The sequence below is a fragment of the Reichenbachiella agarivorans genome, from assembly GCF_025502585.1.
GTDB lineage: Bacteria > Bacteroidota > Bacteroidia > Cytophagales > Cyclobacteriaceae > Reichenbachiella > Reichenbachiella agarivorans.
Map to the genome: position 1 here is coordinate 1,874,620 of NZ_CP106679.1, position 26,076 is coordinate 1,900,695.

The 26,076-nt window shown below is 41.4% G+C and carries 11 protein-coding genes and 1 tRNA gene; 10 read left to right on the plus strand and 2 right to left on the minus strand.

Annotated features, from left to right (window positions below):
* Window positions 1–6: 6 nt before the first annotated feature.
* Window positions 7–1,770, minus strand: a complete 1,764-nt coding sequence (locus tag N6H18_RS07900; protein WP_262311293.1) for a hypothetical protein — start codon at window positions 1,768–1,770, stop codon at window positions 7–9.
* 194 nt (window positions 1,771–1,964) lie between these two features.
* Here N6H18_RS07900 and N6H18_RS07905 point away from each other — a divergent pair, with 194 nt between their 5' ends.
* From N6H18_RS07905 to N6H18_RS07940, 8 genes are all read left to right on the plus strand, one after another.
* The gene (locus N6H18_RS07905; protein WP_262311294.1) at window positions 1,965–5,003 is read left to right on the plus strand and encodes a PQQ-dependent sugar dehydrogenase; all 3,039 of its coding nucleotides are present in this window, start codon (window positions 1,965–1,967) and stop codon (window positions 5,001–5,003) included.
* Between the two features lie 163 nt (window positions 5,004–5,166).
* The gene (locus tag N6H18_RS07910) at window positions 5,167–5,739 is read left to right on the plus strand and encodes a helix-turn-helix domain-containing protein (RefSeq protein ID WP_262311295.1); all 573 of its coding nucleotides are present in this window, start codon (window positions 5,167–5,169) and stop codon (window positions 5,737–5,739) included.
* Between the two features lie 63 nt (window positions 5,740–5,802).
* Entirely contained in the window at window positions 5,803–8,301 is a 2,499-nt protein-coding gene (locus N6H18_RS07915; protein ID WP_262311296.1) for a heavy metal translocating P-type ATPase, read from the plus strand.
* A gap of 160 nt (window positions 8,302–8,461) precedes the next feature.
* A tRNA-Glu gene (locus N6H18_RS07920) sits at window positions 8,462–8,533 on the plus strand.
* A gap of 371 nt (window positions 8,534–8,904) precedes the next feature.
* On the plus strand, window positions 8,905–9,726 hold the full coding sequence (locus N6H18_RS07925) for a hypothetical protein (RefSeq protein ID WP_262311297.1): 822 nt from the start codon (window positions 8,905–8,907) through the stop codon (window positions 9,724–9,726).
* 597 nt (window positions 9,727–10,323) lie between these two features.
* On the plus strand, window positions 10,324–11,193 hold the full coding sequence (locus N6H18_RS07930; protein WP_262311298.1) for an ankyrin repeat domain-containing protein: 870 nt from the start codon (window positions 10,324–10,326) through the stop codon (window positions 11,191–11,193).
* 2,752 nt (window positions 11,194–13,945) lie between these two features.
* Window positions 13,946–16,852: a CBM96 family carbohydrate-binding protein gene (locus N6H18_RS07935; protein WP_262311299.1), complete on the plus strand. Its 2,907-nt coding sequence runs from the start codon at window positions 13,946–13,948 to the stop codon at window positions 16,850–16,852.
* A gap of 29 nt (window positions 16,853–16,881) precedes the next feature.
* Window positions 16,882–17,910 (plus strand): peptidylprolyl isomerase, encoded by a 1,029-nt coding sequence (locus N6H18_RS07940; RefSeq protein WP_262311300.1) that lies wholly within the window; start codon window positions 16,882–16,884, stop codon window positions 17,908–17,910.
* Window positions 17,911–17,932: 22 nt separating this feature from the next.
* On the opposite strand, the gene N6H18_RS07945 is transcribed toward N6H18_RS07940, so the two are convergent.
* Entirely contained in the window at window positions 17,933–22,081 is a 4,149-nt protein-coding gene (locus tag N6H18_RS07945) for a two-component regulator propeller domain-containing protein (RefSeq protein ID WP_262311301.1), read from the minus strand.
* A gap of 781 nt (window positions 22,082–22,862) precedes the next feature.
* Here N6H18_RS07945 and N6H18_RS07950 point away from each other — a divergent pair.
* Window positions 22,863–24,131 (plus strand): hypothetical protein, encoded by a 1,269-nt coding sequence (locus N6H18_RS07950; protein WP_262311302.1) that lies wholly within the window; start codon window positions 22,863–22,865, stop codon window positions 24,129–24,131.
* A gap of 123 nt (window positions 24,132–24,254) precedes the next feature.
* Complete coding sequence (locus tag N6H18_RS07955) at window positions 24,255–26,063, plus strand: glycoside hydrolase family 2 protein (RefSeq protein ID WP_262311303.1); 1,809 nt, start codon at window positions 24,255–24,257, stop codon at window positions 26,061–26,063.
* The last annotated feature ends 13 nt before the right edge of the window (window positions 26,064–26,076 follow it).

Consider the following 26,076-nt stretch of genomic DNA (forward strand, 5'->3'; position numbering starts at 1 on the left):
GTTCACTCAACGCTTGTATTCCAGATTGTAGGTGATATCATCTGCGATTTGGCTTTTGGCTTTTTGAAACGCCTTGGCCTGCGCATCATCGTGATTGGCTCCAATCCCTTTGATGTCAAAAAAGGAATTTTTATACACTTCTTTGCCACTTTGCTTGTCTACCAAGGATACGGTTGCATCCACATATGCCAGTGTGGCGATCTCTCCAGTCTGCCCTTTGCGAGCAGCAGCCTCTATTATTAGTTCATAATCTGCTGTAGTACCATCATTGACAAACGCGTAGTGTAGCTCTGCCAAACCACTTTTGACGGCTGGTTCGATGACTTTGATGCTCAGTGGGCTGCTGATTCCTTCTTCTTTGCTTTGGATGTACACCGTAGGTGAGTTGATGATCACCTCTGTACTCGTCTCAGGGATCGTTTGATTGGCTTTGATGTCTTGAAGGAAGGAGCTTTTTGGCGATAGTGACAGATATTTTTCTAGGTTGAGATTGATTTTGACCAGGTAGCTTTGACCCGGTACAACCATGGATTTATCTAGATTAAAGGTCGCAATACCTTTGTCAGAAGTGATGAGCGAATAGTTTTTTGATTTCCCGTCTTTTTCTAGTGCCAAGTCCAATGGAACATTGTCCATTGCCGATCCATCGAGTATGCAGCTGATGAGCAATGGACGATTTACAAATTCAGATGGTTTAATCGTGAAAGTTTTAGGTGCGGAGAGGGTCATTCTAGAAATCCTCGGAATGAAATTAAAATTCGGAGGAAGCAAGGCTAAACCTTGAGTTTGGATGATTTGTGTGGCTACAGGAAAGGTAGTTGCTGAGATGATGTCGTTGTTGGGGGCTGTGATACTTGCTGTGAAGATGGTTTCTGTAGCGTTTTGGAAAAAGCTTCCTATCAATTTTCCTTTCCCATCAGGGGAGAAAGTAAGACGATTGTCGCTAGACAAAGTGTTTTTTAGTTCGTTGTAGAGCACCACACTAAATGCGCTGGATACTTCTGAACTCCCATATCCGAATTTTGAATCAGAGATAGGAGATAAATCTCCTGTAGGGAGTGTCAGTAGCAATTCGCCATGGAGACGTGTGACGATGTCTGTCATGCTCACATTTCCTTGGGTAAACAATTCTGCTAATCTTCTGCTATTTTCTGTGGCTGTGATTTGGAGACGGTTGATGTCAGCACCATGAGGCTTGGACAGTGCGTTCAGGATTCTGACTGATTTTTGGATTCCTTCTAGGAGTTGTTTGTTGCCTATTAGCAGACGAATTTGGTCTGATTTGTTTTGGATAGATGCATAGCGCTCATTGTTTTGATTGATCTGCGTTGTGTTTTTGGAGATGATGTTGCGGTTGTACTGAGTCAATTCATCAATGGAAACATAGCCGAATACATACAGGGAGTTTTTACGCTTGTCGTAATAGTTGTCTAGTTTGAGTCCAACCAAATCCACATCCGATACTGAGGTGGATCGCTGTTTCAGGCGTTCGTCGGTTGCAGTATTTTCTACGGTGACATTGAGCTCTGTTTTGCTATTGATAGAGACCAATATGGCATCAGAGAGCTGAGATTTGATCATCTGATAGAGTTTGCTTTGTGCATCAGATTGACTCTGGTTTTTGGGGATGATCTCCGTCGCAAAAGCAGTCAAAAATGCACTTTCCTGCCATTGTGAAGCTCTGGAGATTGGATCCATCCATGCTGGTTCTTGTGCCCAAGTTTGAAAAAATAGACAGATAGAAAGAAATAAAAGCGTAATCTTTTTCATGACCAGTATTTTGCAGCTAAAATACAAAACACCATGAGCAAAGACGAACGATTCTAAAATTCAATCTCGCAATTAGTTAGATAGAGGGAACAAAAATTTTACCAAGTGTAGATAGACCAAAAAGGAGGGCGGTTTGTATCATGAGTGCGAAGTAGCCACAATAATTGATCATCTTTAGGGTACGATAAAATGATATGAGTATTAGAAGTATGCGTTCTTGGAAGCGCTTGTTTTTTCCAAGTTGGGGGTTTATATCCTTGTTAGTTTTGTGGGCTTGTGAGCGGCAGCCTTCTCTGTTGCTGATTCGGGCAGATGCTACATCGGAGACTCAGGCCTTGGGTTTTGATACAGTAGCTGTCGTGACGCAGGTCTTGCCAGAGGATTTAATTGCGGCAAGTCACTTGCTGATCGAGTCGGCTCCTGCCACTTTGGACTTCAATGAGCGCAACAGTATCGAGCGATATTTGGAAGCTGGCGGTGAGGTGACTTTTGCCTGTCAGGACACGATCTACAACTGGGGACAATTGCTGCCGTTCTTCAAATCAGGTCAGGTTGTCATTGATTGCGATGAGCAAAACCTGAGCTTACGTCTGGCTGATTTGGATTACAGTTTGATCAAAACACCTGAAAAACCCGCTCCTGATCGATTGAAACGTCAGGTGCTGGTTGCTCCCTTGCGCGAACCGATGTGTATCGCAGTGACGGAGGAGTCCATGGTGTATTGGATCGAGCGAAAGGGCACCATCAATCTCTACAATCCACGTACGGATGATTATAAGGAAATCGACAGTTTGGCTGTTTATACAGGAGAAGAAGATGGACTCTTGGGATTGGTTTTAGATCCTAATTACAAACACAACCAATGGGCCTATGTCTTTTATTCTCCTCCTGGAGACGAACCCAAACAGCATGTATCTCGCTTTCGCTTGACACCAGAGGGACTAGATCATGATTCTGAAATTGTCATCATAGAGATACCCACACAGCGTGATGAGTGCTGTCACTCAGCGGGAGATTTGGAAATTGACTTAGAGGGCAATTTGTATCTCAGTACGGGTGATGATACTTTTTCTAGGGATTCAGATGGATTTACGCCCTTGGATGAGCGTCCCGGTCGTTCGGCTTGGGATTCCCAAAAATCTTCCTCGAACACGCTTGACTTACGAGGGAAAATATTAAGAATCCATCCAGAAGCTGACGGCAGCTACACGATTCCTGATGGCAATTTGTTTGCAAAGGACGGTTCAGAGGGTCGTCCAGAAATCTACGTCATGGGTGCTCGAAATCCCTTTACGCTCGGGATGAACAAAAAGAAAAATTGGTTGTTTTGGGGAGATGTCGGGCCTGATGGCAATGTCACCAGCGAAAGAGGCCCATCCGCACATGATGAGATCAACATCGCCAAAGCACCGGGCAACTACGGCTGGCCATACTTCAATGCCGACAACAAAGCTTATGCAGACTATGATTTTGAGACGGGTGTATTGGGCCCAAAATTTGATCCACAGCATCCTGTGAATACTTCCGTGAATAATACCGGAGCGAAAGATTTGCCTCCTGCTGTGCCAGCGATGCTTTACTATACTTTTGATGAGACGGAGCAGTTTCCGAGAGTGGGCAAAGGCTCACGGTCGGTTGGTGTAGGGGATGTCTATGACTACTACGAGATGAAACGCAAGGGTTTTCAATTTCCACTTTACTATCACAACAAACTCTTTGCTTTTGATTGGGCGAGGGATTGGATCATGGTGATTTCTCTCGATGAAGAAGGCAATTTTCTGTCCATTGAGCCATTTTTGGACAAGTCCGTTTTGGCATCCCCGATCAACATGACCTTTGGTCCTGATGGCGCACTCTATGTGTTGGAGTATGGGATTGGTTACTTCACGGACAACTATGACTCGAAGTTGATTCGTCTGGATTTTACGTATGGCAACCGTGCGCCAGAGGCCAATATTGAGTTATCAGCTACTAATGGCAGTGTACCGCTAGAGGTGACTTTTTCCGCCAAGGGCAGTTTGGATCTCGACGAAACGGACGAGTTGGAATACATCTGGCTCATCGAAGGCCCTCAGGAAATTAACCTGACAGGCGCAGAAGCAAAGACCACCATTGCCGAACCAGGAGAATACGAAGTACTGCTGGTCGTCAAGGACAACCACAATGCCAGTGCAACCAGTCGTGCGACCCTCATCGCTGGCAATGCCAAACCAGAGCTTACTTTCGAGTTTGCAGACAACAGCACATTCTATTGGCCAGGACGTTCTATTCAATATCAATTATCCGTGAAGGACAAAGAAGATGGCACTTTAGAGAATGGGATTGATGAAAATGAGGTAGCTATCAGTCTGACACACTATGAAGGAAGTGACAACCGAGCACCCGCCAGTTTGGCGTTGTTGGACGGGATGAGTCAAGAAGGAATCGTGCCAGGGCTGCGGTTGATACAGTTGAGTGATTGTCGTAGCTGTCACAAAATCAACGAGAAGTCGATCGGTCCGAGCTTTCACGATGTAGCAGATCGCTACGACAAAGATTACATTGCCAAAGAAGTTCTCGCGAAGAAAATCATCGGCGGAGGTGTCGGAAATTGGGGCGATGGTGCCATGCCAGCTCATCCAGATTTCACCGTCAAGGCTGCCAAGGAGATCGTAGATTTTATCTTTTCTGTCAACGATGCCCCAGCACAAGAGGCAGAAAGAATCAAAGCCAGCGGAGCAATCCCAACGGGTACTAAGAGTAAATCAAATTATCGTTTCGAGGCGAAATATACCGATCATGGTGGGGTGAAAAACACGGCCTCTTTGACGACTATTACAGAAGTGACGTTGACCTTGCCAGTCAAACAAGCTGAGTCTGCGGATAGCTACAATGGGTTTGGCGTTGAAGGTGGTGTAGAGGATGGAGATCGTAGATACTTGCTTTCAAAGGAGGCAGTGGAGGAGGGTGAAGTAATTTATTTTGCTTTTGAAGACATTGACCTTACGCATATTCGACGGTTGGAATTGACCTACTTTTTCATGGCTAAGGATGCTGACATACCCGTGAAAGTGGAGTTGCACCGAGGCAGTGCCAATGGACAACTTCTTTCCTCCTGCGAATTAAATCCTAAGGATAAGCAAGCCTATATGAGTTTGGACTCCAAAGGATCTAGCGATATCTATTTTGTATTTTCATCCCAAGACCCTAATTTCCGAATAGGAATTGATCAAATAAAATTTCACCTCAACTAAAAGCATCAACAATGAAAAACGACAGAAGAAAGTGTCAAATCGAGCATTGGAATAGTTTCTAGTTTTGTGCAATCAATCTAAATTTCAGGGATGAGAGGTTTCTAATTATTAATTTCCAACTTATTCGATTAACCTTTTACATTTACGATTCCGTTAAACGACTATGTCTCAAACCCTACACATCAAAAATATGGTTTGTCCTCGATGCATCGCATCGGTGGGGGATATTCTGGCAGAGCTGAATATCCAAATCAGTCAACTGGAACTGGGAGAGGTCAAGACTGTTGAAGACTTATCCGAGCAGCAAAGTGAAGAACTGGCGAAGTGTTTGGCAGAACGAGGTTTTGAGCTACTACAAGACCACAAATCCAAAATGATTGCACAGATCAAAGCCATCATTATCGAAACGATTCATCTATCCAAAGAGCATCTACAAGTCAATTATTCCACTTTGCTATCCGAAAAATTGCATCATGATTATGCTTCGTTGAGTAGGCTTTTTTCTTCCGTAGAGGGCTTGACTATTGAAAAATTTGTCCTCAAACAAAAAATAGAGCGAGTCAAGGAGTTGATATTTTATGACGAAATGAATCTGTCCGAAATCGCCTATGATGTGCACTACAGCAGTGTCGCTCATCTGTCTACTCAATTCAAGAAAGAGACGGGCATGACTCCCTCACAATTCAAGAAACTTAAACAGCCCGGTCACAGTTCGCGTGAGCAAGTCGGGTCATAATTCCATAAGGCATACTCAAAATCATGTAAGGCTATTCCAGTCAAAAGGGATCAACTTTGGTTCATGAAAAAGGAATATACGGTATCAGGGATGACATGTACTGGATGTCAGTCTCACGTACAGCAGGCATTGCAAGACCTAGCTGGAGTCCAACATGTCACAGTTGATTTAGCGAATAAGAAAGCAGCTATTGAGATGGAAGATGAAGTTCCATTCCAAGAGTTGCAAGCTGCTTTGCAAGATTCAAAATACAAAATACACGAGGGAGAATACAAAGAAGAGTTGGCTCCTTTGCCTGCTATTCGCAAAAAGAAGGACAACAAAAAAGGTACATTCTACTGCCCGATGCACTGTGAGGGAGAGAAGACTTACGACCAAGCAGGTGATTGTCCTGTCTGTGGGATGGACTTGGTTGAGGAAGCAAGCAATAGCACTGCAAAAGACACGCAATACACTTGTCCGATGCATCCAGAGGTGATCAAAGACGAGCCAGGCTCATGCCCCAAGTGTGGAATGGATTTGGTGCCCAAAGACGTCGACGAATCTGCAGAGGACAAGACTTATCATAAGCTACTTAAGAAATTTTGGATCTCCTGTGTATTTACGATTCCCATCTTTTTGATTGCCATGTCGGACATGATTCCTAACAATCCAGTACTAGACTTGCTACCTATGAAGGTCTGGAACTGGATTCAATTTGGACTGTCATTGCCTGTGGTGTTTTATGCGACTTGGATGTTTTTCGAGCGGGCTTATCGCTCTATCGTTACTTGGCATCTCAACATGTTTACTTTGGTTGGGATTGGCTCTGGAGTGGCTTGGTTCTTTAGTTTGGTGGGCTTGTTGATCCCAGATGTGTTTCCAGCGCAATTCAAAACTGAGTCAGGTGCTGTGCACATGTATTTTGAGGCAGCTACCGTGATTCTGACCTTGGTACTGTTGGGACAACTGCTAGAAGCGAGAGCCCATAGCAAGACCAATTCTGCGGTGAAAGAACTACTGAAACTGGCGCCCAACAAAGCGATCATCATCAAAGATGGCGAAGAGAGAGAAATAGCTATTGATGAGATTCAGGTAGGAGACATGCTACGAGTTAAACCTGGAGACAAAATCCCTGTGGATGGCGTGATCACAGAGGGCAAAAGTACCATCGACGAATCTATGATTTCGGGTGAACCGATCCCTGTAGACAAAGCGGTAGATGACAAAGTAAGCTCTGGTACCATCAACGGCAAGGAATCATTTGTGATGAAGGCTGAAAAAGTAGGCTCAGACACCCTGCTGTCCCAAATCATCGACATGGTCAATAGTGCCAGTCGCAGCAAAGCTCCTATTCAGCAATTGGCGGATAAAATTTCGAGTTATTTTGTACCTGTGGTGATTGGAATCTCGGTATTGACTTTTATCGCCTGGATGATTTTTGGTCCTGAGCCCAGATTGGTTTATGCCTTTGTCAATGCGATTGCGGTCTTGATTATTGCCTGTCCATGTGCTTTGGGTTTGGCGACTCCCATGTCCGTGATGGTGGGTGTAGGCAAAGGCGCAGAATTGGGCGTATTGATCAAAAATGCTGAAGCACTGCAAAAAATGAATCAAATCGACACTTTGATCATTGACAAAACAGGTACGGTCACTGAGGGGAAGCCTTCAGTAGAGCAGGTGTTTGGTTCCGAATCATTTTCCGACAAGGAAATCATCCAAATCGTAGCATCCGTGAATCAGCAGAGTGAACATCCGTTGGCGGAGGCCACTGTTCGATATGCCAAAGATCAAGGAGTCAAAACTGCTGCTATCGATGGGTTTGAGTCCGTGACAGGGATGGGCGTCAAGGCTACCCTAGACGGAAAGAAAGTATGGGTGGGCAATGACAAACTGATGGAGACAGAAGCGATCGACTGCCCAGAAGCATTGCTTGCAAAAGCCACTGAGCAGCAAGCCAAAGGCAAAACAGTGCCCTTTGTGGCGGTGGATGGTCTTTTGGTGGGCTTTGTTGTGATAGCAGATGCGATCAAATCCACGAGCAAACAGGCGATTGCTGATCTGCAAGCTTTGGGGATGGAAGTGATCATGATGACGGGCGACAATCAGCACACTGCCAAAGCGGTGGCGGACGAACTGCATTTGGATGGTTATCATGCGGATTGCCTGCCGCAAGACAAACAGGACAAAGTCAAGGAACTGCAAGCAGCTGGTAAAATTGTAGCCATGGCAGGAGATGGCATCAATGACGCACCAGCACTGGCATTGGCGGATATTGGTATTGCGATGGGGACAGGTACTGACGTAGCTATACAAAGTGCAGCGATCACACTGGTCAAAGGGGATTTGCATGGAATCGTCAAAGCGAAGCACCTGAGTCAGGCAGTCATGTCCAACATCAAACAGAATTTGTTCTTCGCTTTGGGTTACAATACACTCGGTGTGCCTATTGCAGCTGGAGTTTTGTATCCTGTGTTTGGCGTTTTGTTGTCACCGATGATAGCAGCGGTTGCGATGAGTTTTAGTTCGGTGTCTGTGATCGGAAATGCCTTGAGGTTGAGAACAAAAAGGGTGGGGAAATGAAGTTTTTTTGATATAGCCAAATGCACTATCCTGACGCACCCGTCTGTTTTATGAAGCAGGAAAAAGAAATTGCAAGAAAAATTTCCAATTTAGGATCACTTTGGTGTTTTTGATTTGGAAAAACAAAAAGGAAAATTATCTTTGCACTCCATTACGAAATGGTCCGTTCGTCTAGGGGTTAGGACGCCAGGTTTTCATCCTGGTAACAGGGGTTCGATTCCCCTACGGACTACTTCAAAAAGCCACTCTGTTGAGTGGCTTTTTTGTTTTTTAGGTTCCTGAGTCGGATCAATCGTGTCATAGCTGCTGGATCGCAATTGCATTGCGGCTGCAATCTTCCTGAGACATTTGCAATGCCGATACAATCAAATTATCTTTCCTTATGGTCAACTTACATCCACAACAATCCAGTTGCGCAACGATTGTAAGCCAACCAGAGGATTATGTCTATAGTAGTGCTAGGAACTATTGTGGGGAAATGGGTGTAATGAATGTGGGTTTATTGTAATATTTACGGCATTACAAATGCCCAAAAGATTAAGTCGCAATGCAATTGCGACCTAGCGGAAAAATTGTCAAAATAACCATAGATATCAATAGATAATGAAGAAATTATTCATTCCAATTTTGTCCATTTTTATTACTTTTCAAGCCCTCTCTCAAGCTGGGGTAAATAATAGTATCAATGTTGATATTGATTTTGGAAATGGTAGTGATGCAATTAAAGCCTCTATTAAAGAAGATTTGTATAACCTAAACCTCTACGAGTATGCACATTCATTGCCAGAGCTTTACGATCTGTTCGATAATGACCAGCTAACATTTGAGGCTTGGAAAGAGCATATTGATTCATTGTCACATAGAGTTGCTATCAATCGATACGATTCGATAAAGCCTTATTATGTTGTTGATTATGTGGGTTTTATCCCATTACAGGCTAAGTTTTTTGTTCAATCTCTCGAATTAAGTGAAGATCTAAAGGAACGCTTTCCCAGCATTTATGAGACTCTCATTACTTTAACAGAATCTCTTACAAGGAACGGATACAAAAGGGATGAGTATGACTCGATTTTTGCCTATTACGGATCACAAGTTGGAGGTAACAATATTTGGTACTTTTTGCAGGTTGAAGACTGCTATTTTATCGAATATATTTTAGAGCACGAACTGCTTCCTAAGTTAACTTTAGATTATGTAATAGACGACTATGAAATTAGTAGTCATCGTAAATTGCCAATATATTTGCAAAAAAGAAAGTGGCAGAGTATTGCCCGACGTCTAAAAGAAAGTTCTAATCCCACCTGTCAGAAATATGGAGAAATCATGCTGGAAACTATTGATTATGCCCTTTTTGATAACGACAATAATTTTTATAGGAAATACGAACTTGAGGGGATGAATTGGTTTGAATTCAAAGAATTTTAAGAATGCTTTACCCCCTGGTTGTAGAGTCCGCTAAGACCTAAAATGTAGAAGGGCGTCCGCCCGTTGTTGATGTTTTGCAGGATGTGATTATCTTGTAGTTATGGGTAGAAAATATGCCCTGTCTGCCGACAGGCAGGGATACGAGATCAGCTGTTCCGCTGGGTCGCAAATGATTTGCGACTGAAACCTTAATAGGCATTTGCAATGCCAGTACAATCAAATTATCTTTCCTTATGGTCAACCGATACAAAATCAGGGATAAGGAAGGATTGTATTTTGTGACTTTCCCCCGCTGGCCCCCGCTGGCGCGAGCTTGTAGCTCGTGCATCTTCTCAAGAAAGACTGAATATCATGATATTTGTATGAAGCTATAAATCGAAGATAAAAAGTAGTTTATTTTTAGATGATGAACCCTGTTGAATCAGGTTTTGTATTAGAGCCAGAGCATTGGAAATATAGCAGTGCGATAGATTATGCAGGAGGAAAAGGGTTATTGGATATCGACTATATTTGACTGTGGCATGACCAAGGTACGAGCTGCAAGCTCGCACCAGCAGGGGGGGTAGAGCAACGAATGCACCTTAATTTTTACTACTTATGAAGATAAAAGACACGTTTGAAAGTATTTCAGAAAATCAGCTTGTTGATTTAGAAAATCAGCTTGGAAAACCATTACCTAATGACTATAAATCATTTTTATTAAAGAATAATGGAGGAAGACCTGAACCAAATTTTTTTAGGACTTTGAGTGGTGATTATGAAACAGATATTCAATTTTTCTATGGAATAACAAAAGGTATCTATAGTATTCAAGATAATTTATTTCAATTAAAATCAAGGCTTCCCAAAGGAAAAGTGGCTATAGCAAATGATAGTGGAGGGAATTATATTTTATTAGATATAAATACTAATCAAATATTCTTTTTTGATCACGAGATAGAAGAAGTTTTTTTTGTTTCAGAAAGCTTTACTGATTTTGTTAATAGCTTGTTTAATGTTGATCAAGGAGAAAGTGAGCTTGATAGAGCTATAGAATCTCAGAATATCGAGTTTTTTAAATCTATCCTTAGCTCAGGTACTGATATAAACAATATTACAAATGAGTTTGATCAGTCGGCGTTTATAGCTATTTGTTTGCGAGGTAAGTTAAAATTGGCTCGTTTTTTTGTGGAAAATGGAGTGAGTATTGGTGGAGGTCTTTTTGCTTCAAGCTCAAATGGGCATGTTAATTTAGTAGAATATTTGCTTCAAAAGGGAGCTAATCCAAATGAGAGAGATGCAACTCAGAATAATGATACAGCATTGATTCAAGCAAGTATGGGTGGGTATTTAAAAGTGGTAAAACAGCTTATATCTAAAGGGGCTGATATAAATGCTACTGATGATCATGGTCAAACAGCCTTGAATAAATCTTATTGGTCAGACAATCAAGAGTTAATAGATTATCTTGAAAAAGAGGTTTATTAACCCCTACGACCCCCATCTGGTCGTAGGTGTGCCCCATCTGAGCGTAGAATAGAAAATCACTAGGCGTAGTATTCACTACGCCTTCTTATCATTGGGAGGCAGAAAGTAGCATTTTACAAATGCGTTTTTGATCAAAGGTACTTGCATGATGAGTTATACTTAGAGCGCCGTACATTACGATTAATGCGTGGTTAGTTATACCTAGAGCACCGTACACTACGATTATTGCATGGTGACTTATACTTAGAGCACCGTACACTACGATTATTGCATGGTGACTTATACTTAGAGCATGGTTCATTACTATTATTACATGGTGAGGTAGAACCCCCAATCGTCCTCGTCTGTGACGAGGATGTCATGGTAGAGCATTTGTCTGCGATAAGAAGCACAAGTAAGAATACCTGCATTTTTCATTAACTTTCCTAGATGTCTGGAGATAGATATTTAATAGCAGATCAACAAGCCACTTACTTTCTGACATTCACGGTGGTTGATTGCCTGCCTGACGGTAGACAGGGGTTGATGTTTTTACCAGAAAGGAACATAGACTGAAAATAGCAGAAAGTCTATCCTACTGCCAATCACCCCCGCTGGCGCGAGCTTGTAGCTCGTGCATCTTCTCAAGAAAGACTGAATATCATGATATTTGTATGAAGCTATAAATCGAAGATAAAAAGTAGTTTATTTTTAGATGATGAACCCTCCACTGGTCGTAGAATAGAAAAGCACTAGGCATAGTATTCACTACGCCTTCTTATCATTGGGGGCAGAAAGTAGGGTTCTCACCTTGTCATTCTGAGGTTCCCTCCTTGTCACGCTGAGGTTCTCGAAGAGTGGACAAGCAGTACCGAAGCATCAGCACTACCTGCCTATGGTTCGAGTTTACCCGCCGAGGCGTGTACTCACCATGACAGGGGGAGACTAGAGGAAAAGGGTACAGAACTGCAGCTCCACTGAGCATAGAATAAAAATCACTAGACGTAGTATTCACTACACCTTTCTTATCATTGGGGGCAGAAAGTAGGGTTCTCACCTTGTCACGCTGAGGTTCTCTCCTTGTCACTCTGAGGTTCTCGAAGAGTAAACAAGCAGTACCGAAGCATCAGTACTACCTGCCTATGGTTCGAGTTTAACCGCCGAGGCGGTTACCTCACTATGACAGGGAGAGACTAGAGGAAGAGGGCACAGAACTGCAGCTCCACTGGTCGTAGAATAAAAATCACTAGGCGTAGTATTCACTACGCCTTCTTATCATTGGGGCAGAAAGTAGCATTTTGCAAATGCGTTTTTCATCAAAGGGACTATCTTGTGATGCAGCATCAAAACCTTAGCGACATGGGATCAGCCTATCCAATCAGAGATCAGGAAGCTGAGGATTATTATGCCCTCCACTGGTCGTAGAATAGAAAATCACTAGGCGTAGTATTCACTACGCCTTCTTATCATTGGGGGCAGAAGGTAGGGTTCTCACCTTGTGTCACTCTGAGGTTCTCTCCTTGTCACTCTGAGGTTCTCGAAGAGTAGACAAGCAGTACCGAAGCATCAGCACTACCTGCCTATGGTTCGAGTTTACTCGCCGAGGCGTGTACCTCACCATGACAGGGAGAGACTAGAGGAAGAGGGTAAACAACAACCCCACCCAGACAAAATGTCTTCCTTTTTAACTCCCATAGCAGATAGATCACGAACTAGATATGAGCACCTGAGGGTTTGCGCTGTGTCGTGCCTAGTCTCTCCTAAAAATGCCGTTTGCACGACCTGGATAGGGTTTTTGTCGTTCCTTTTTAAACACAGGTGTTTGATCGATCAAACACCTGTGTTCCGAGCTCCAAACACCTGTGTTTCGACGGCCGAACACACGTGTTTGTTTTGACGATCACTTGTGATCCTTTCATGCCCTACTTTATGAGGCTCAATATGGCTCAATTGATGGATCTAAAACTGTACTTCTTGCTTGCGTATGGACTGCAGTCTGCCAGATTGTCTGTGATCATATTCTGATCTTAGCGAAGTATTCTGGATCGATTGCATGTAGAGAGTAAGGGGCATAGCCCTGTAATCTTCGTAGCAATTTGTGAGATGAATGAATGATGGAGGGACGTTAATCCTGACATCTTTGATATTTTTAAGATCCCAGGACTAACGTCCCTTTTGTATTTCTGACGCTTTTATATCTGCGATGATTCTTCTAGTGGATGGGTCTTAGCTGACGTACGACCAGCGGGGTGGAAAATGAGAGAAGCAAAAAAGCCCACATACCAACTGAGTACGTGCGTAAGATATTTGAAGCCGTTAAGAACTAAGTCAGTCTTAAAAAATGTAGCAACCGAAACAATCATAGCCCTGATATCATAAGTACGTAAATTATCTGCAAAGGAGAGAAAGGAGATTAGAGACACCTTGAACCAGGTAATTGAGAAGTAGCCTAAAGGAGTAGAAAGAAGTAAACAACGAGAGACATTGCAGTGTGGTGATGTTTGCAGCGATGGATCACGTAGGTTCTACTCTCAAGACAAGTGACCCTATGCCAGCTCTGAGATTACTGTGAATGCGCAGGAAAGATGTAACAGGACACTGGGTAAAAGGATACATTGTTACCATCAATGTATCATACAACAGGTAATTATGGATAATTTAACTGTTCTCTTGCATGTGCATATGAAGCAAGTTTGTACAAAACAAAATTGTCAACCATATTTTACCATCCAGGTGGATTGGTTACAGGAAGGTAAAATTACAAAGCAAGATTATGAGGAAAACATATTTACTATTGGCTGTGATAGTATCACATATTTTTATGCCTTTGATGGGTTATGCGCAGGTGCTTAATCCTACGGCAGATAGTTACGTACGAGGAGGAAGTTTCTCAAGCCAAAACTTCGGTACGGACGTACTATTAGATTGTAAGCTAGGTGCTACATCTGATGAATGGACACGACATTCGTATTTGAAGTTTGATTTATCTTCGGTGACAGAACCAGTTGTTGTCAGTGCTACACTTCGTTTGAAAGTGGCTCAGGGCAGTGGAAATGTGGATATACATACTTCTCATTTTGTAACTGACGATAGTTGGACTGAGTCCAATATCAATTGGGACAACAAGCCTGCTTATTCTACAACTTTGGGATCAGTGTTGAGTCCATCCAAGGATGCGTGGATAGAAATGGATCTAACTGACATAGTCACATCAGAATATGGGGGAGATCAGGTCATTTCTATCGTGCTTACTTCTAATGGTGGGTCCGTGGCAGCATATCATTCCAATGATGCCAGTTCAGCACTGGATCATCCGCAGCTAGTGCTAGTGATGAGCAATGATCAAGTTGCACCTGCAACACCTACAGGCCTGACCGCTACTTCACAAAGTGACAGCCAAATCGACTTGGCATGGGATGACAATGCAGAAGAAGATTTGTCACACTACAATATCAGCCGTTCTACGGACAATGGTGCCAATTACACGCTATTAGTCGAAGATGTCGAGGACAATGCATACAGTGATTTGGATTTGTCACCATCCACGACCTATTATTATCAAATATCCGCTGTGGATGAATCACACAATGAATCTGTATCTAGTGCAGCGGTATCTGCCACCACAGATGTCCCTCCTGCAGTGCCAACTGCACCGTCGGGATTGGCCATTGTCAGTCAGACTGCCTATCATGCCGAGCTGTCATGGGATGACAATTCTGGTACGGAGCGGGGTTTTTCGATAGAGAGAAAAACAACGGGTGAATTTGTAGAGATTCATGTTTTGGATGAAAATGTAGCAACCTATACAGATGAGCCATTGAATCCGTCTACTACATACATCTACCGTGTACGGGCATTCAATTCGGGAGGGAATTCGGCGTACTCCAATGAAATTTCACTGACCACAGATGCTCCAGACAGTTATTATATAGATGCTGTAGCTGGCAATGATGCCAATGCTGGTACGAGTGCATCTGCTCCTTGGAAAACCTTGCAGAAGGTCAGTACTCATACGTTTAATCCTGGAGAAAAAGTATTGTTCAAAGCAGGGTCAGTCTGGAACGAAAGGTTGTCTTTGCATGGATCAGGGATCGAGGGAAGTCCTATAGTAGTAGACATGTATGGTACGGGAAACAAGCCAGTCTTCAATGGAGGAGGAGGTAGTGGTGGCAATCCTACAGTGTTGCTAGAGAATGAAGAGTATTGGGAAATCAATAACCTTGAAATTACTAATTCTGACGGAACCGCAACCTATCAGAGCGATTTGTGGGGTATTAGGGTAGATGTCACCGAGGCTGGTGAGTTCAATCATATCTATATCAGGGACTGTTATATTCACATGATCAATGGAGAGGTTCCTCTCCTCGATGCTCCCAATGAAGGCAAAGAAACAGGAGGAATCTATGTCACGGTCAGCAGTAGCTCATCCAAGCCTGCCTGGTACAGGGATCTAAAAATCCAGAACAATAGAATCGGAGGAGAAGTAGGGGGAGATTTGGTAAGTGGTCTAGGAATTGCCACAGAATCAACTCATGGTAGGATTCAACTAGGAGAAGAACGTAAATTGTTTCAGGAAGTAGTGGTAAGTGAAAATGTCGTCGGTCCCACTGGTCGCAACAACTGTGTAGTGAGAGTAAGTGAGAATGCACTTGTAGAGCACAATCTATTCAAAGATGCGGGGCAGTTTATGACAGGACACAGTGTCTACAATTTCAATACATACAATTTTGTGATCCAATACAATGAAGCATATGGCAATGTAGGTCCATCTACTGACAAGGATCGTGGAGGGTATGACGCTGATTATCAAGCTCAAAATACTTACATCCAGTACAATTATAGTCATGACAACAATTGGACATTGGGCATCATGAAAAGAGAGACAAATGAAAATGTGGTATTTAGATACAATATTGCTCAGAATGATAAAATGTCCATTTTTCGCTATGGTTTCAATACTGACAGAGGGTTGACTGATGCCCATGTGTACAACAATACTTTCTATGTTTCGGCTGATTACAATATCGAGGTGTTTGGAATTAGGACTGCACTCAATACAGAATTCTACAACAACATTTTTTACTTTGAGAATGAAGCTACATGGGGGACTAGTTCACAGGGACTTCCAATCAATTGTACTTTCGAAAACAACAGTTTTTACAACTTGGCTCCCAAGGGAAGTAACTATATAACAACAAATCCACAATTGGTTGATCCTGGCACTGGAGGGTCAGATATTGATTGGAATGATTATCCCAACATTTTATTGGGTTACAAGCTGATGGCCACATCTCCGTGTATTGATGCTGGGAAAGTCATTGAAAATAATGGTGGGCGTGATTTCTGGGGCAATACATTGTATAACGGAGCTCCAGATATAGGTGCTCATGAGTTTCAGGAAGAAAAGGTAGTACTAAATTCAGATGAGTTATCCACTCCCTTCTTGGTTTATCCCAATCCATTTACTGGCATGACCAACTTTAATCTTCCACATGATACGGAAAGCGTTGTGATTTATGACATGTTGGGTCAAGTGGTGGAAAAAATAAGCCCAGATGCAAGTAGCAAAACATTGATATGGAGTCCTACAGTAAATGCTGCGACTGGCACATTGATTTACCACATCCATCGCAAAAATGGTGAAGTAATAGTGGGCAAGTTGATTCATCTATCAGAATGAAATCCCCACAGATTTCATATAAACATAAAATGGTATCATACCTCCGACTGTTATTGATCGGAGGTATGATGTCATTCTTTATATCCTTGAGATCCTTTGCTCTTTCGGTTGATTCATATGTAGTTGAGATCAATTCAATGCGAGTCACGGATTCAGAATTCAGAATACACCTCAACCGCAACATAGCTGGCACATACAATTATTATTATCAGCAGTGGGGTGTACATCCTCATGCGGCTTTTTGGGAGACTCAGTATGGGGAGAAGACCCCCCAATCCTACATCCTAGAGAAAACCCTGTCACAGCTCGTTGATATCAAATTGAAACAGCAATTGGCTACTCAAATGGGATTAATAGTAGAGTTTACATTTGATTCATTACAAGGCTGGTGGGTGCAGGACAATAAGGACAGGAAACTAAAAAAATCACAGGGAGGAGTAGTGTATGGACCCGTAGAGAGAACTTTTGCTGATTTCTATGATTATTTTTATGACCGTCTGTTTATTAAACTACAAGAAGAGGTGAATCAAAATCTACTCTCTGCTAGTACATCACAACTGGAAGCATATTATGAATTGAACAAGGAGAGATGGTTTCAGTATAGTCCTGATGCAGAAGTAGAGTATATCGAGTTTCAATATGACGGATCATCCGACAGGGATCAAGTAGCTCATCTCGTAGAGCTAACCTATGACAAACTCTCGAAAGGAATGGAGATGAGTACGCTATTGTCAGCATTTCCTCAATACAGCTATCGTCATCAAACATACGTCAAAACGGACGATGTCTTGGGAGAAGAAGATGTGGAGGGTCAGCTTATAGCCTGGGCATTGGAGCTCGATGTTGACGAGTTGAAAATTTTTAATGGGAGATCGTCCATGTATATCATGCATTGTATAAAAAAATCACCCAAACAAACATACTCCTATGACGAGATCAAAAGAGATGTACAGTGGTATTATCAAAAGTATCGTTACCAAGAATTGTTGGACACATTGAAACAAAATGCCAAGATTAATGTCAACGATGAAGTTCTCGACAACATAGAGATTCAATAGCGGAGTAACTATCAGTCAAATATTATTGCTCCACATTTTTCTTGTTGTATTCCGAAGGAGTCATTCCATATTCTTTTTTGAAACAAGATCTAAAATAATCTGAATCATTGAATCCTACCATGTGTCGGATTTGATCAATATTTACCTTCTTCTGTGAGAGCAATTGACCTGCCTTCCTAATACGATAGGATCTAATAAACTCATTTGGGGACATGTTCATCAGTGATTTGATTTTTCGATAAAAATGCACCCTACTGATTCCGATTTCTTTGCTCAATCGATCTACGGACAGGTTGGTGTCTGAGATATTGTCATCGATGTATTTAATGGCATCTTTAATCAAATTTTCTTCATGAGATGAAATCTGCTCCGGCATCAACAATGATTTTTTCTCAAACTGTTTGCGTAGGTTTTCTCGACGTGAAATCAGCGTATCTACTCTGGTTTTAATCGTTTCCAGGCTTTTGCTTATAATCAGATACTCCTCTGCATTGAGGTCATTGTGAAAACTATCATCCATCTTTTCTTTCATAAGGAAAATGATAGGGATATTCAAGGTACGCTCGTCAGATTTTATCTTTTGACATAGTTCGAGTCCATCAATCACATCCAATTCTTCATTGATGATGATGAGTCTAGGGACAAGATCCAAGGCCACTTTCCAACCTTCCATGCCATCTGTGGCAGAATAGATATGGTAATAATCCTGCAATTGATTTCGCAAAATCTCAGTGATGCTTTCGTCTTGTTGTATGATGAGAATGTTATGATGGATTGCGACTTCATTGGTGATTTCCAACTTGTCTTTAGGATTGTAATTTTCTTTTGATACGATGGTATCCTCATATATTTTGTAGGTTTCGTCTACAATGTCTGACGCATCAAAGTGTGCGTGTCCAGTCTTCAAGGTCACGCATATTTTTGTCAATCCAGCTTGCTTTTCATTGCCTTGGATACTCTCTACGTGAACTGAGCCATGATGCTGACCAATTATTTTTTTGGAATGATCCAAACCAATACCGTCACTCATCGAAATACGGCTTCCGTTGTTTGATAGGTGATAGAATCTATCAAACATATGAGGAATATCTTCAGGTGAATATCCTTTGCCGTTGTCTTCAATGATCAAGTCAATGAGCTCATCCGACAATGAACCATTTTCGTTCACATGTTTTCTGATGTAGAGATTAAGAACACCGTTCTCATTGCTGTGTTTAAAGGCGTTTGACACAAGATTATTGATCACAAAGACAAACTTGTCAGGATCGATCCACACGGGGAATTCTTCTTCCTCTGATATAATGTTGAAATCTATGTTCTTAATTTTTGATAATTCATAAAAATCAACAGCAGTATGGTGAGCAAATGATACAAGGTCAATATGCTGCACACGTAGGATGCTGTTTCCCGTTTCTAACCTCCTCACGTCGACGATTTGATTGATTAGACTCAATATACTTTCCGCATTTCTTTTCGCAATTTTGAGTCTTTTCTTTATTGCTGGTTCTACTTTTTGCGCCAGTATATCTTCTATGGGAGATAGAATCAGTGTCAATGGGAGCTTAAATTCATGTGAGATATTGATGAAAAACTGTGACTTGAGTTGTGACAACTCTGCTTCTTTATTCTTCTCAAGCTCCTCTACCTTTAGTTTGTTTTTCATGGCTTGCCAAGACGCTGAAAAATGGTAGAACAAATACATGAGAACTAATATTACAATCGTGTAAATGAGAAAGGCAATGGTAGACTTATAAAACGGAGGGTTGACCCTTATTTCAATAGAAGTATATTGATCATCCCAGATTTGATTAGAACTACTAGCTTTTAGTTTGAGGGTGTAATTACCTGATGGTAAATAATTTAGATTCAATGTGTTTTCGTCCAGGAGTTGCCATTCGGGAGACAAGTCTTCAAGAAGGTATGAATAATAGATATGATTCTGTTGGCTATAATTAATCGCTGAAAGGAATAATTTAATGATCGTTTCATCATGATCAAACTCGATGGTTTGTAGGTACTGTACATTGCCATATTTGACCAATAGCTCGGGGTTTTTCATGATGCTTTGTTGATTGATCGTTATGTCATTTACCCATATTTTAGGAAAGACATTTTTGGAGGTGATTTTGGATGGCTGGAACTTGATCAGTCCATTTCTAGTTCCAAAATACATTTCCTTACCCTGAGCATTTAATGAAGACCGAGGGAGGAATAATGGTTCAATACCGATGTTGTTCATCGTAAAATCCATGATGTTGAATTGCAACGATTGCATGTTGTCGGATTGGTAAGTCTCTATTTTTGACATCCCTTCAAAGGTTGTCGCCCAGAGATTTTGATTTTCATCAATCTCCATTGCTTTGATCCTGTTGCTATACAAGCCTTCATCTTTAGTCAATATCCGGTACTCATTGGTAGTTGGGTCATAATAGATCAATCCTGAGTTTTCAGTGCCTAGCCATAGCCTGCCTGATTTGTCTTGTTTGATGACTCGTATGTTGTGGGATTCAAAATTTAGGCTTTGACCATTGACAGATCGGGTTAGATGAGTTTTTGAATCAAATGCCGACAATCCAGCATTTGACCCCATCCATATCGTATTGTCATCAGTAGCATAGAGCGCAAAGATGAAATTGGAGGATCTATTGAAGTGGTTGTAATACTGCGTGTATTTTTCTTCGTCAGGGTCGAACCCAAAAAGGCCACTACCATTGGTTCCAATCCAGATTTGATTGTTTGCATATACGATGTTATTAATTTCTTTGAGGCTACTGTCCAAATTGAAATCCAAGGGGTAATCTTCGATTTGATTAGTAGTTTTGTTGTATTTGATGATCCCATCGCTCGTACCTATCCATATGTTGTTTTTCCCATCATAGACCATACACCGCGCTCTGATGTCGTTTGCTTTCAGTACAGAGGTGACTTGTTCACTGTCATCTGAGTCGGGGTAAAGGGATAAATAATACAGTCCCTGATTGGTACCAAACCAAATCTTTTTGTCTTCTGTCTGTACCATCGCTGTGATCACATGGCTAGGATCGTAGTAGCTTTTTCTAGTAGCCGTTGTAGATTTATTGATCAACTCAAAGGTGCTACCATGACTCACAAACCGGTAGACCCCTCCATGATAAGTAGCGACCCAAAAATTCCCGTCTTCGGATATGAATATGTCTTTGATTGATCTATTCAATAATAGCGTTTCTGTGGATTCCGTCTTCGTATTGAACATGAATAGGCCATTGCGTGTGCCTATTAATATTTCGTCTTTTTGGTAGGGTTGAATGACCCTAATCGAATTTGAGTTGACTTTGTCTGTCAATCTGAATTTGTCCTTTGTACCAGCTTTGATATCATATTTGGTAAGACCCTTGTATTCATTCTGTGTACCTATCCAAATCACACTGTCTTCTTTGTTGAGAGACAGAGATCTAGGGTTTTCCTTCTTCGTGTTTATCAACAACTGATCGGGGTATGGGCTGTTTGAATAGACGCCACCATTATACGAGATAATAGAAAAACCAAACTGTGACAAAACAATCAGGTTGCCATCATAATAATCTATGATGTCTTTTACATCTAATTCTTGCTTGTCGTTGAAATTATAGTTCCATTGAAACCTGCTAAACTTTCTACTGGCAATAGATCCCATGTACAATCCATTGTTGGTGCAGATCCAAAGGTTGTGATTTTGATCTTCATAGATTTTTCTTACCAAGGTGTACCTTTCCTCATTGTTGTCATTTAGGAGCGGAATATGTAGGAATGAATTGTTTTCTTTCGACCAAATATTGAGCCCACGACTGGTACCAATCCATAGGTTGTTCTGACTATCGTTGAACAGGGACCATATCCAATTTGAAGTTAATGAGGTTGAGTCTTGATTTTCTGAAATGAAAGTTTCGGAGTATGAACCGTCGTATTTTATGAGCCCATATTGAGTGCCGAACCACATAAACCCATCCTTGTCCTGTGTGATCGCATATACAGGATTGTCGAGAGACTCTACATGTGCATCAATAATGGGCAAAGCCTGATCTGCCGATATTGCTGAGAAAGTATAAAAGTAAAGTATAAAAAGAAGTATTGGTAATTTGCCGTAGATATTGGAAGATAGGCGCCTACAAAGTATTCTTAGACTTATTACTAAGTTTTTTTCTTTTATAATCATGCTGCTGCTAGTATCAATAGTTTCAATAATCAATGCTTTCGAGTCAATATGAATCAACTAAAAAGTAGGTGACCTAGGAGTCTATGAAAAACATGATCTGACCAATTGGCCATTGGATCAATATCTATGTTTCATCACGTACAACTACGCCGTTTTAATATTTGGTTGGTTGGGTTTTTGATTACTTTGATAGTAAAAGAGTGCTTTAGGCATTTAGTCTTCATGAGCCTATCTTTTACCAGCTCGCTGTAATCTTAGTATTTAATTCAACTCTATTCATGGCCAATTTGTGAGAAAAACTGGTTTAGTATTTAGGAATGGTGTTGAACGAAGGAGTTAAAAATACCACGCTGTAGCGAACGGTAAGTTTATTCCTTAAAATCAAAAAAATCAATATTTGATTCTTAAAAGTTTTTTCGTCTAAGATACCAGAAATAATCAAACAAGGGGGGTTGATGTAACATCTCTCTAGTATAAATGTAACCCCAAATGGGCAGAAGTATCCTCATATGGGCAAATATGATCAATATGTCGGTTGTTGGTTTTTAGACATGGGTCTAATATAGCGTTACGAATATGTTTAATATGGTTAGTAGATATCATTCACGCCGTTCAATCATCAACGTTCGAATCGAATATCCTAACCAGGAGCAAAACCATTGATAAATGAAATTCCCCAAACGAATAATATTGACAGGAGTACTTTTAGTATCAGGCATACTATTAATCATTCATCTGTTTTTGTGAAGAATTTATTCATCAAATTGAAAACTGTATAATTATGAAAGCAAAACAATTACTTTATTCAACTATTACGCTATTGGTACTGACGATCTCGTCATGTGAAGTTGACGATTCGGCAGGTAGGATGTTTCCAGGGGATCCAGCCATCAATTCTGGAGTAGAGACTGTGGACTTTGGAGAAGTTGTAGCAGGGCAGACAGCTACTATATCTACCTATGTGATAGGCACTGGTATTGATGATGGACTGACACTCACTGTCGAAGGAGAGGGCTATCAGGTGAGTCGAGACAAATTTCGAATAGTGACAGATACCAGCTTTGTAAACATCATATTTGCTCCTGATATCGAAGCAGCCTTAGGCGCCACCAATGGGACAGTGACTCTTTCGGCAGGAGATATTACTAGTACCATTCAATTGTCATCAGTAGTACTCACCCCATCTATCATCACCGCAAGTGAAGAGGTAGTTAACATAGGGGATGTGGTGGTAGGTGCCAGTGATTCTAAGACCATTTCTGTGGAAGGTCAATTTATCCCTGGTGCAGTACAAATATCCGCTACGAGTGGATTTAGTGTCAATCCGACATCATTTGACGTAGGAAATGGAGAACATCAATTGACCGTGACCTATACAGCAGATGCTGCGGCATCAGAGGGGGCAGTTTCTGGAGAGGTGACATTTAGTTATGGTTCAGGATTGAGTTCTACTTTGCCTGTCACTGCCAATATTGTATTGACACCACCCTCAGCATTGCCTGATGGTACAGTTATTTATCAAAACGAGTTGGATTTCCCAAATAGCCCAGCTGATGATACTGAATTTGTATTGGCAGATTTGCAGGGACTATCTACTACCTTATATAGTGGTGTATCAGCGACTTATGATCTAGCGATAGGAGTAGGTGGAGCAACAGGAATGGAAGTACAGCATGCTATGTGTGTAGATGCCATCAATGGAAGTACAGCAGGCAAGAGTGATGCATGTAACACTTCGGCAACTTTGAAACAACTAGGGACTAAGGTCACTGTATCTCTGACGGGACTTCCAAAATTGGTAGCTGATTATACTGTGACTTTTTGGGCTAGACCCGCAGCAACTTCTGAGAGAGAATTGATTGTCAATTTTGGAGGGACGCTATTCACACATATTTTTAATGGAGCAAGTAGCAATTCCTATTACAAATTTGAGGTTGAGGGCTCGTCTGACAAAGACGGCAATATTGTATTCGATTTTGGAAATAATACAGACAATACATTTAGAGGAATCGACTTTGATCATATCGAAATCGTAGCTGGAGGGATCTAAGCTCAGGTTTTTGTACCAATGATATAAATATTGAGATGACTGTCTTCCTATCGGGAGGCAGTCATTTTTTTACCATGTCAAGAAAATTGAAGAGGTTCTAATACATTTTAAACACATAATAACATGAGACAGATAAAGAATATTTTCATTTTGTTCCTCACTTTAAGGGCACTTGCGGTGAGTGCTGGTGATGCTCAGGATTTGTTGCAAAACGCATCCAATCGTGTACATCAATCTTTGGATGGTACATGGCAAATCATCGTCGACCCAATGGAGACTGGTTATTATAACCATGGCTGGAAGCCTAAAAAGAATGGCTATTTTATGGACGAAAAACCAAAGAGTGTTTCGGATCGAGTCGAATATGATTTTGACACTAGCGACGAATTGTATGTACCTGGTGACTGGAACATGCAAGCTGATCGGCTCTACTACTACGAGGGTACAGTTTGGTACCGAAGAAAATTCCTAATTACAAAAGAGAGCGAAAAGAAATATCATTTGTATTTTGGAGCGGTCAATTACCGGTCAATCGTTTATTTAAATGGAGAACTTGTAGGCGAGCATATTGGAGGCTTTACTTCATTCAACTTTGATGTAACTGATTTGCTACAGGAGGGGCAAAATACCCTAATCGTAAAAGTAGACAATACCAGAGACAAGGACGGTGTACCTACGATCAACACAGATTGGTGGAACTATGGTGGAATCACACGATCAGTGCTACTGGTAGAAACACCGCAGGTTTTTGTCCAAGATTATTCTATCCAACTCAGCAAAAACAACACAGTCGAAGGCTGGGTAAAACTCAACAACAATAATGCTGGAAAGGTAGAAATAGCAATTGAGGGAATAGGAAAACAGGTAGTACAAGTCAAAGCAGGGAAGGCCTCATTCGAGTTTGACAAGTCCCCCAAGCATTGGTCCTTGGATGATCCATACCTGTATCAGGTTACCTTGAGTTGCAATGGAGAAAATATCAAAGATGAAATTGGGTTTAAGTCCATTGCCGTACAGGGTCAGGATATAATGCTCAATGGAGAGTCTGTCTTTTTGAAAGGAATCAGTATTCATGAGGAAGCACCCTTTGGGACTGGACGGGTGACCACCCGTGAGCAGTGCAAAATCTTACTGGACTGGGCCAAGGAGTTGGGGTGTAATTATATCCGACTGGCACATTATCCTCACAGTGAGACAATGGTACGCATGGCAGAAAAAATGGGGTTCTTGATTTGGTCAGAAATCCCCGTGTATTGGACGATCAATTATGACAACCCATCAACCTATAGCAATGCTGAAAATCAACTGGTAGAAATGATAACTAGAGATAAAAACAGAGTCGGGATTGGTCTCTGGTCGGTAGCCAACGAAACACCCGTCATCGATTCAAGGAATGAATTTTTGAACAAACTGATCAAAAAGACGCGTGATTTGGATCCTACGAGACTGATTTGTGCTGCATTGAATACCCAAAAGTCAAAGAATGGAAAGAACTTGATTGATGACCCATTGGGAGAATATGTGGACGTGATTGGTATCAACAGCTACTGTGGATGGTATGGCGGGACACCCGAATCATGCTCCTCATGGGAATGGGCTACCAAATTTAAGAAGCCGATGATTATGAGTGAAGTAGGTGCAGGTGCGCTACAAGGCTATCATGGTGAAGAAAATGTCAGATGGACTGAAGAATATCAATCGGCAGTATTTCATAGCAATATTGAAATGTTGAAGAATATTGACTTCCTAAGAGGAGTATCACCATGGATACTGATGGATTTTAGATCACCGAGAAGGTCTCTTAAGAACATTCAAAATGATTTTAATAGAAAAGGATTGATTTCAGAACAAGGACTTAAAAAGGAATCCTTTTTTATACTTCAGAATTATTATAATTCATTGCCAAACCAAATGAAAAATACCGCAAAATAAACCATGTTCCGTG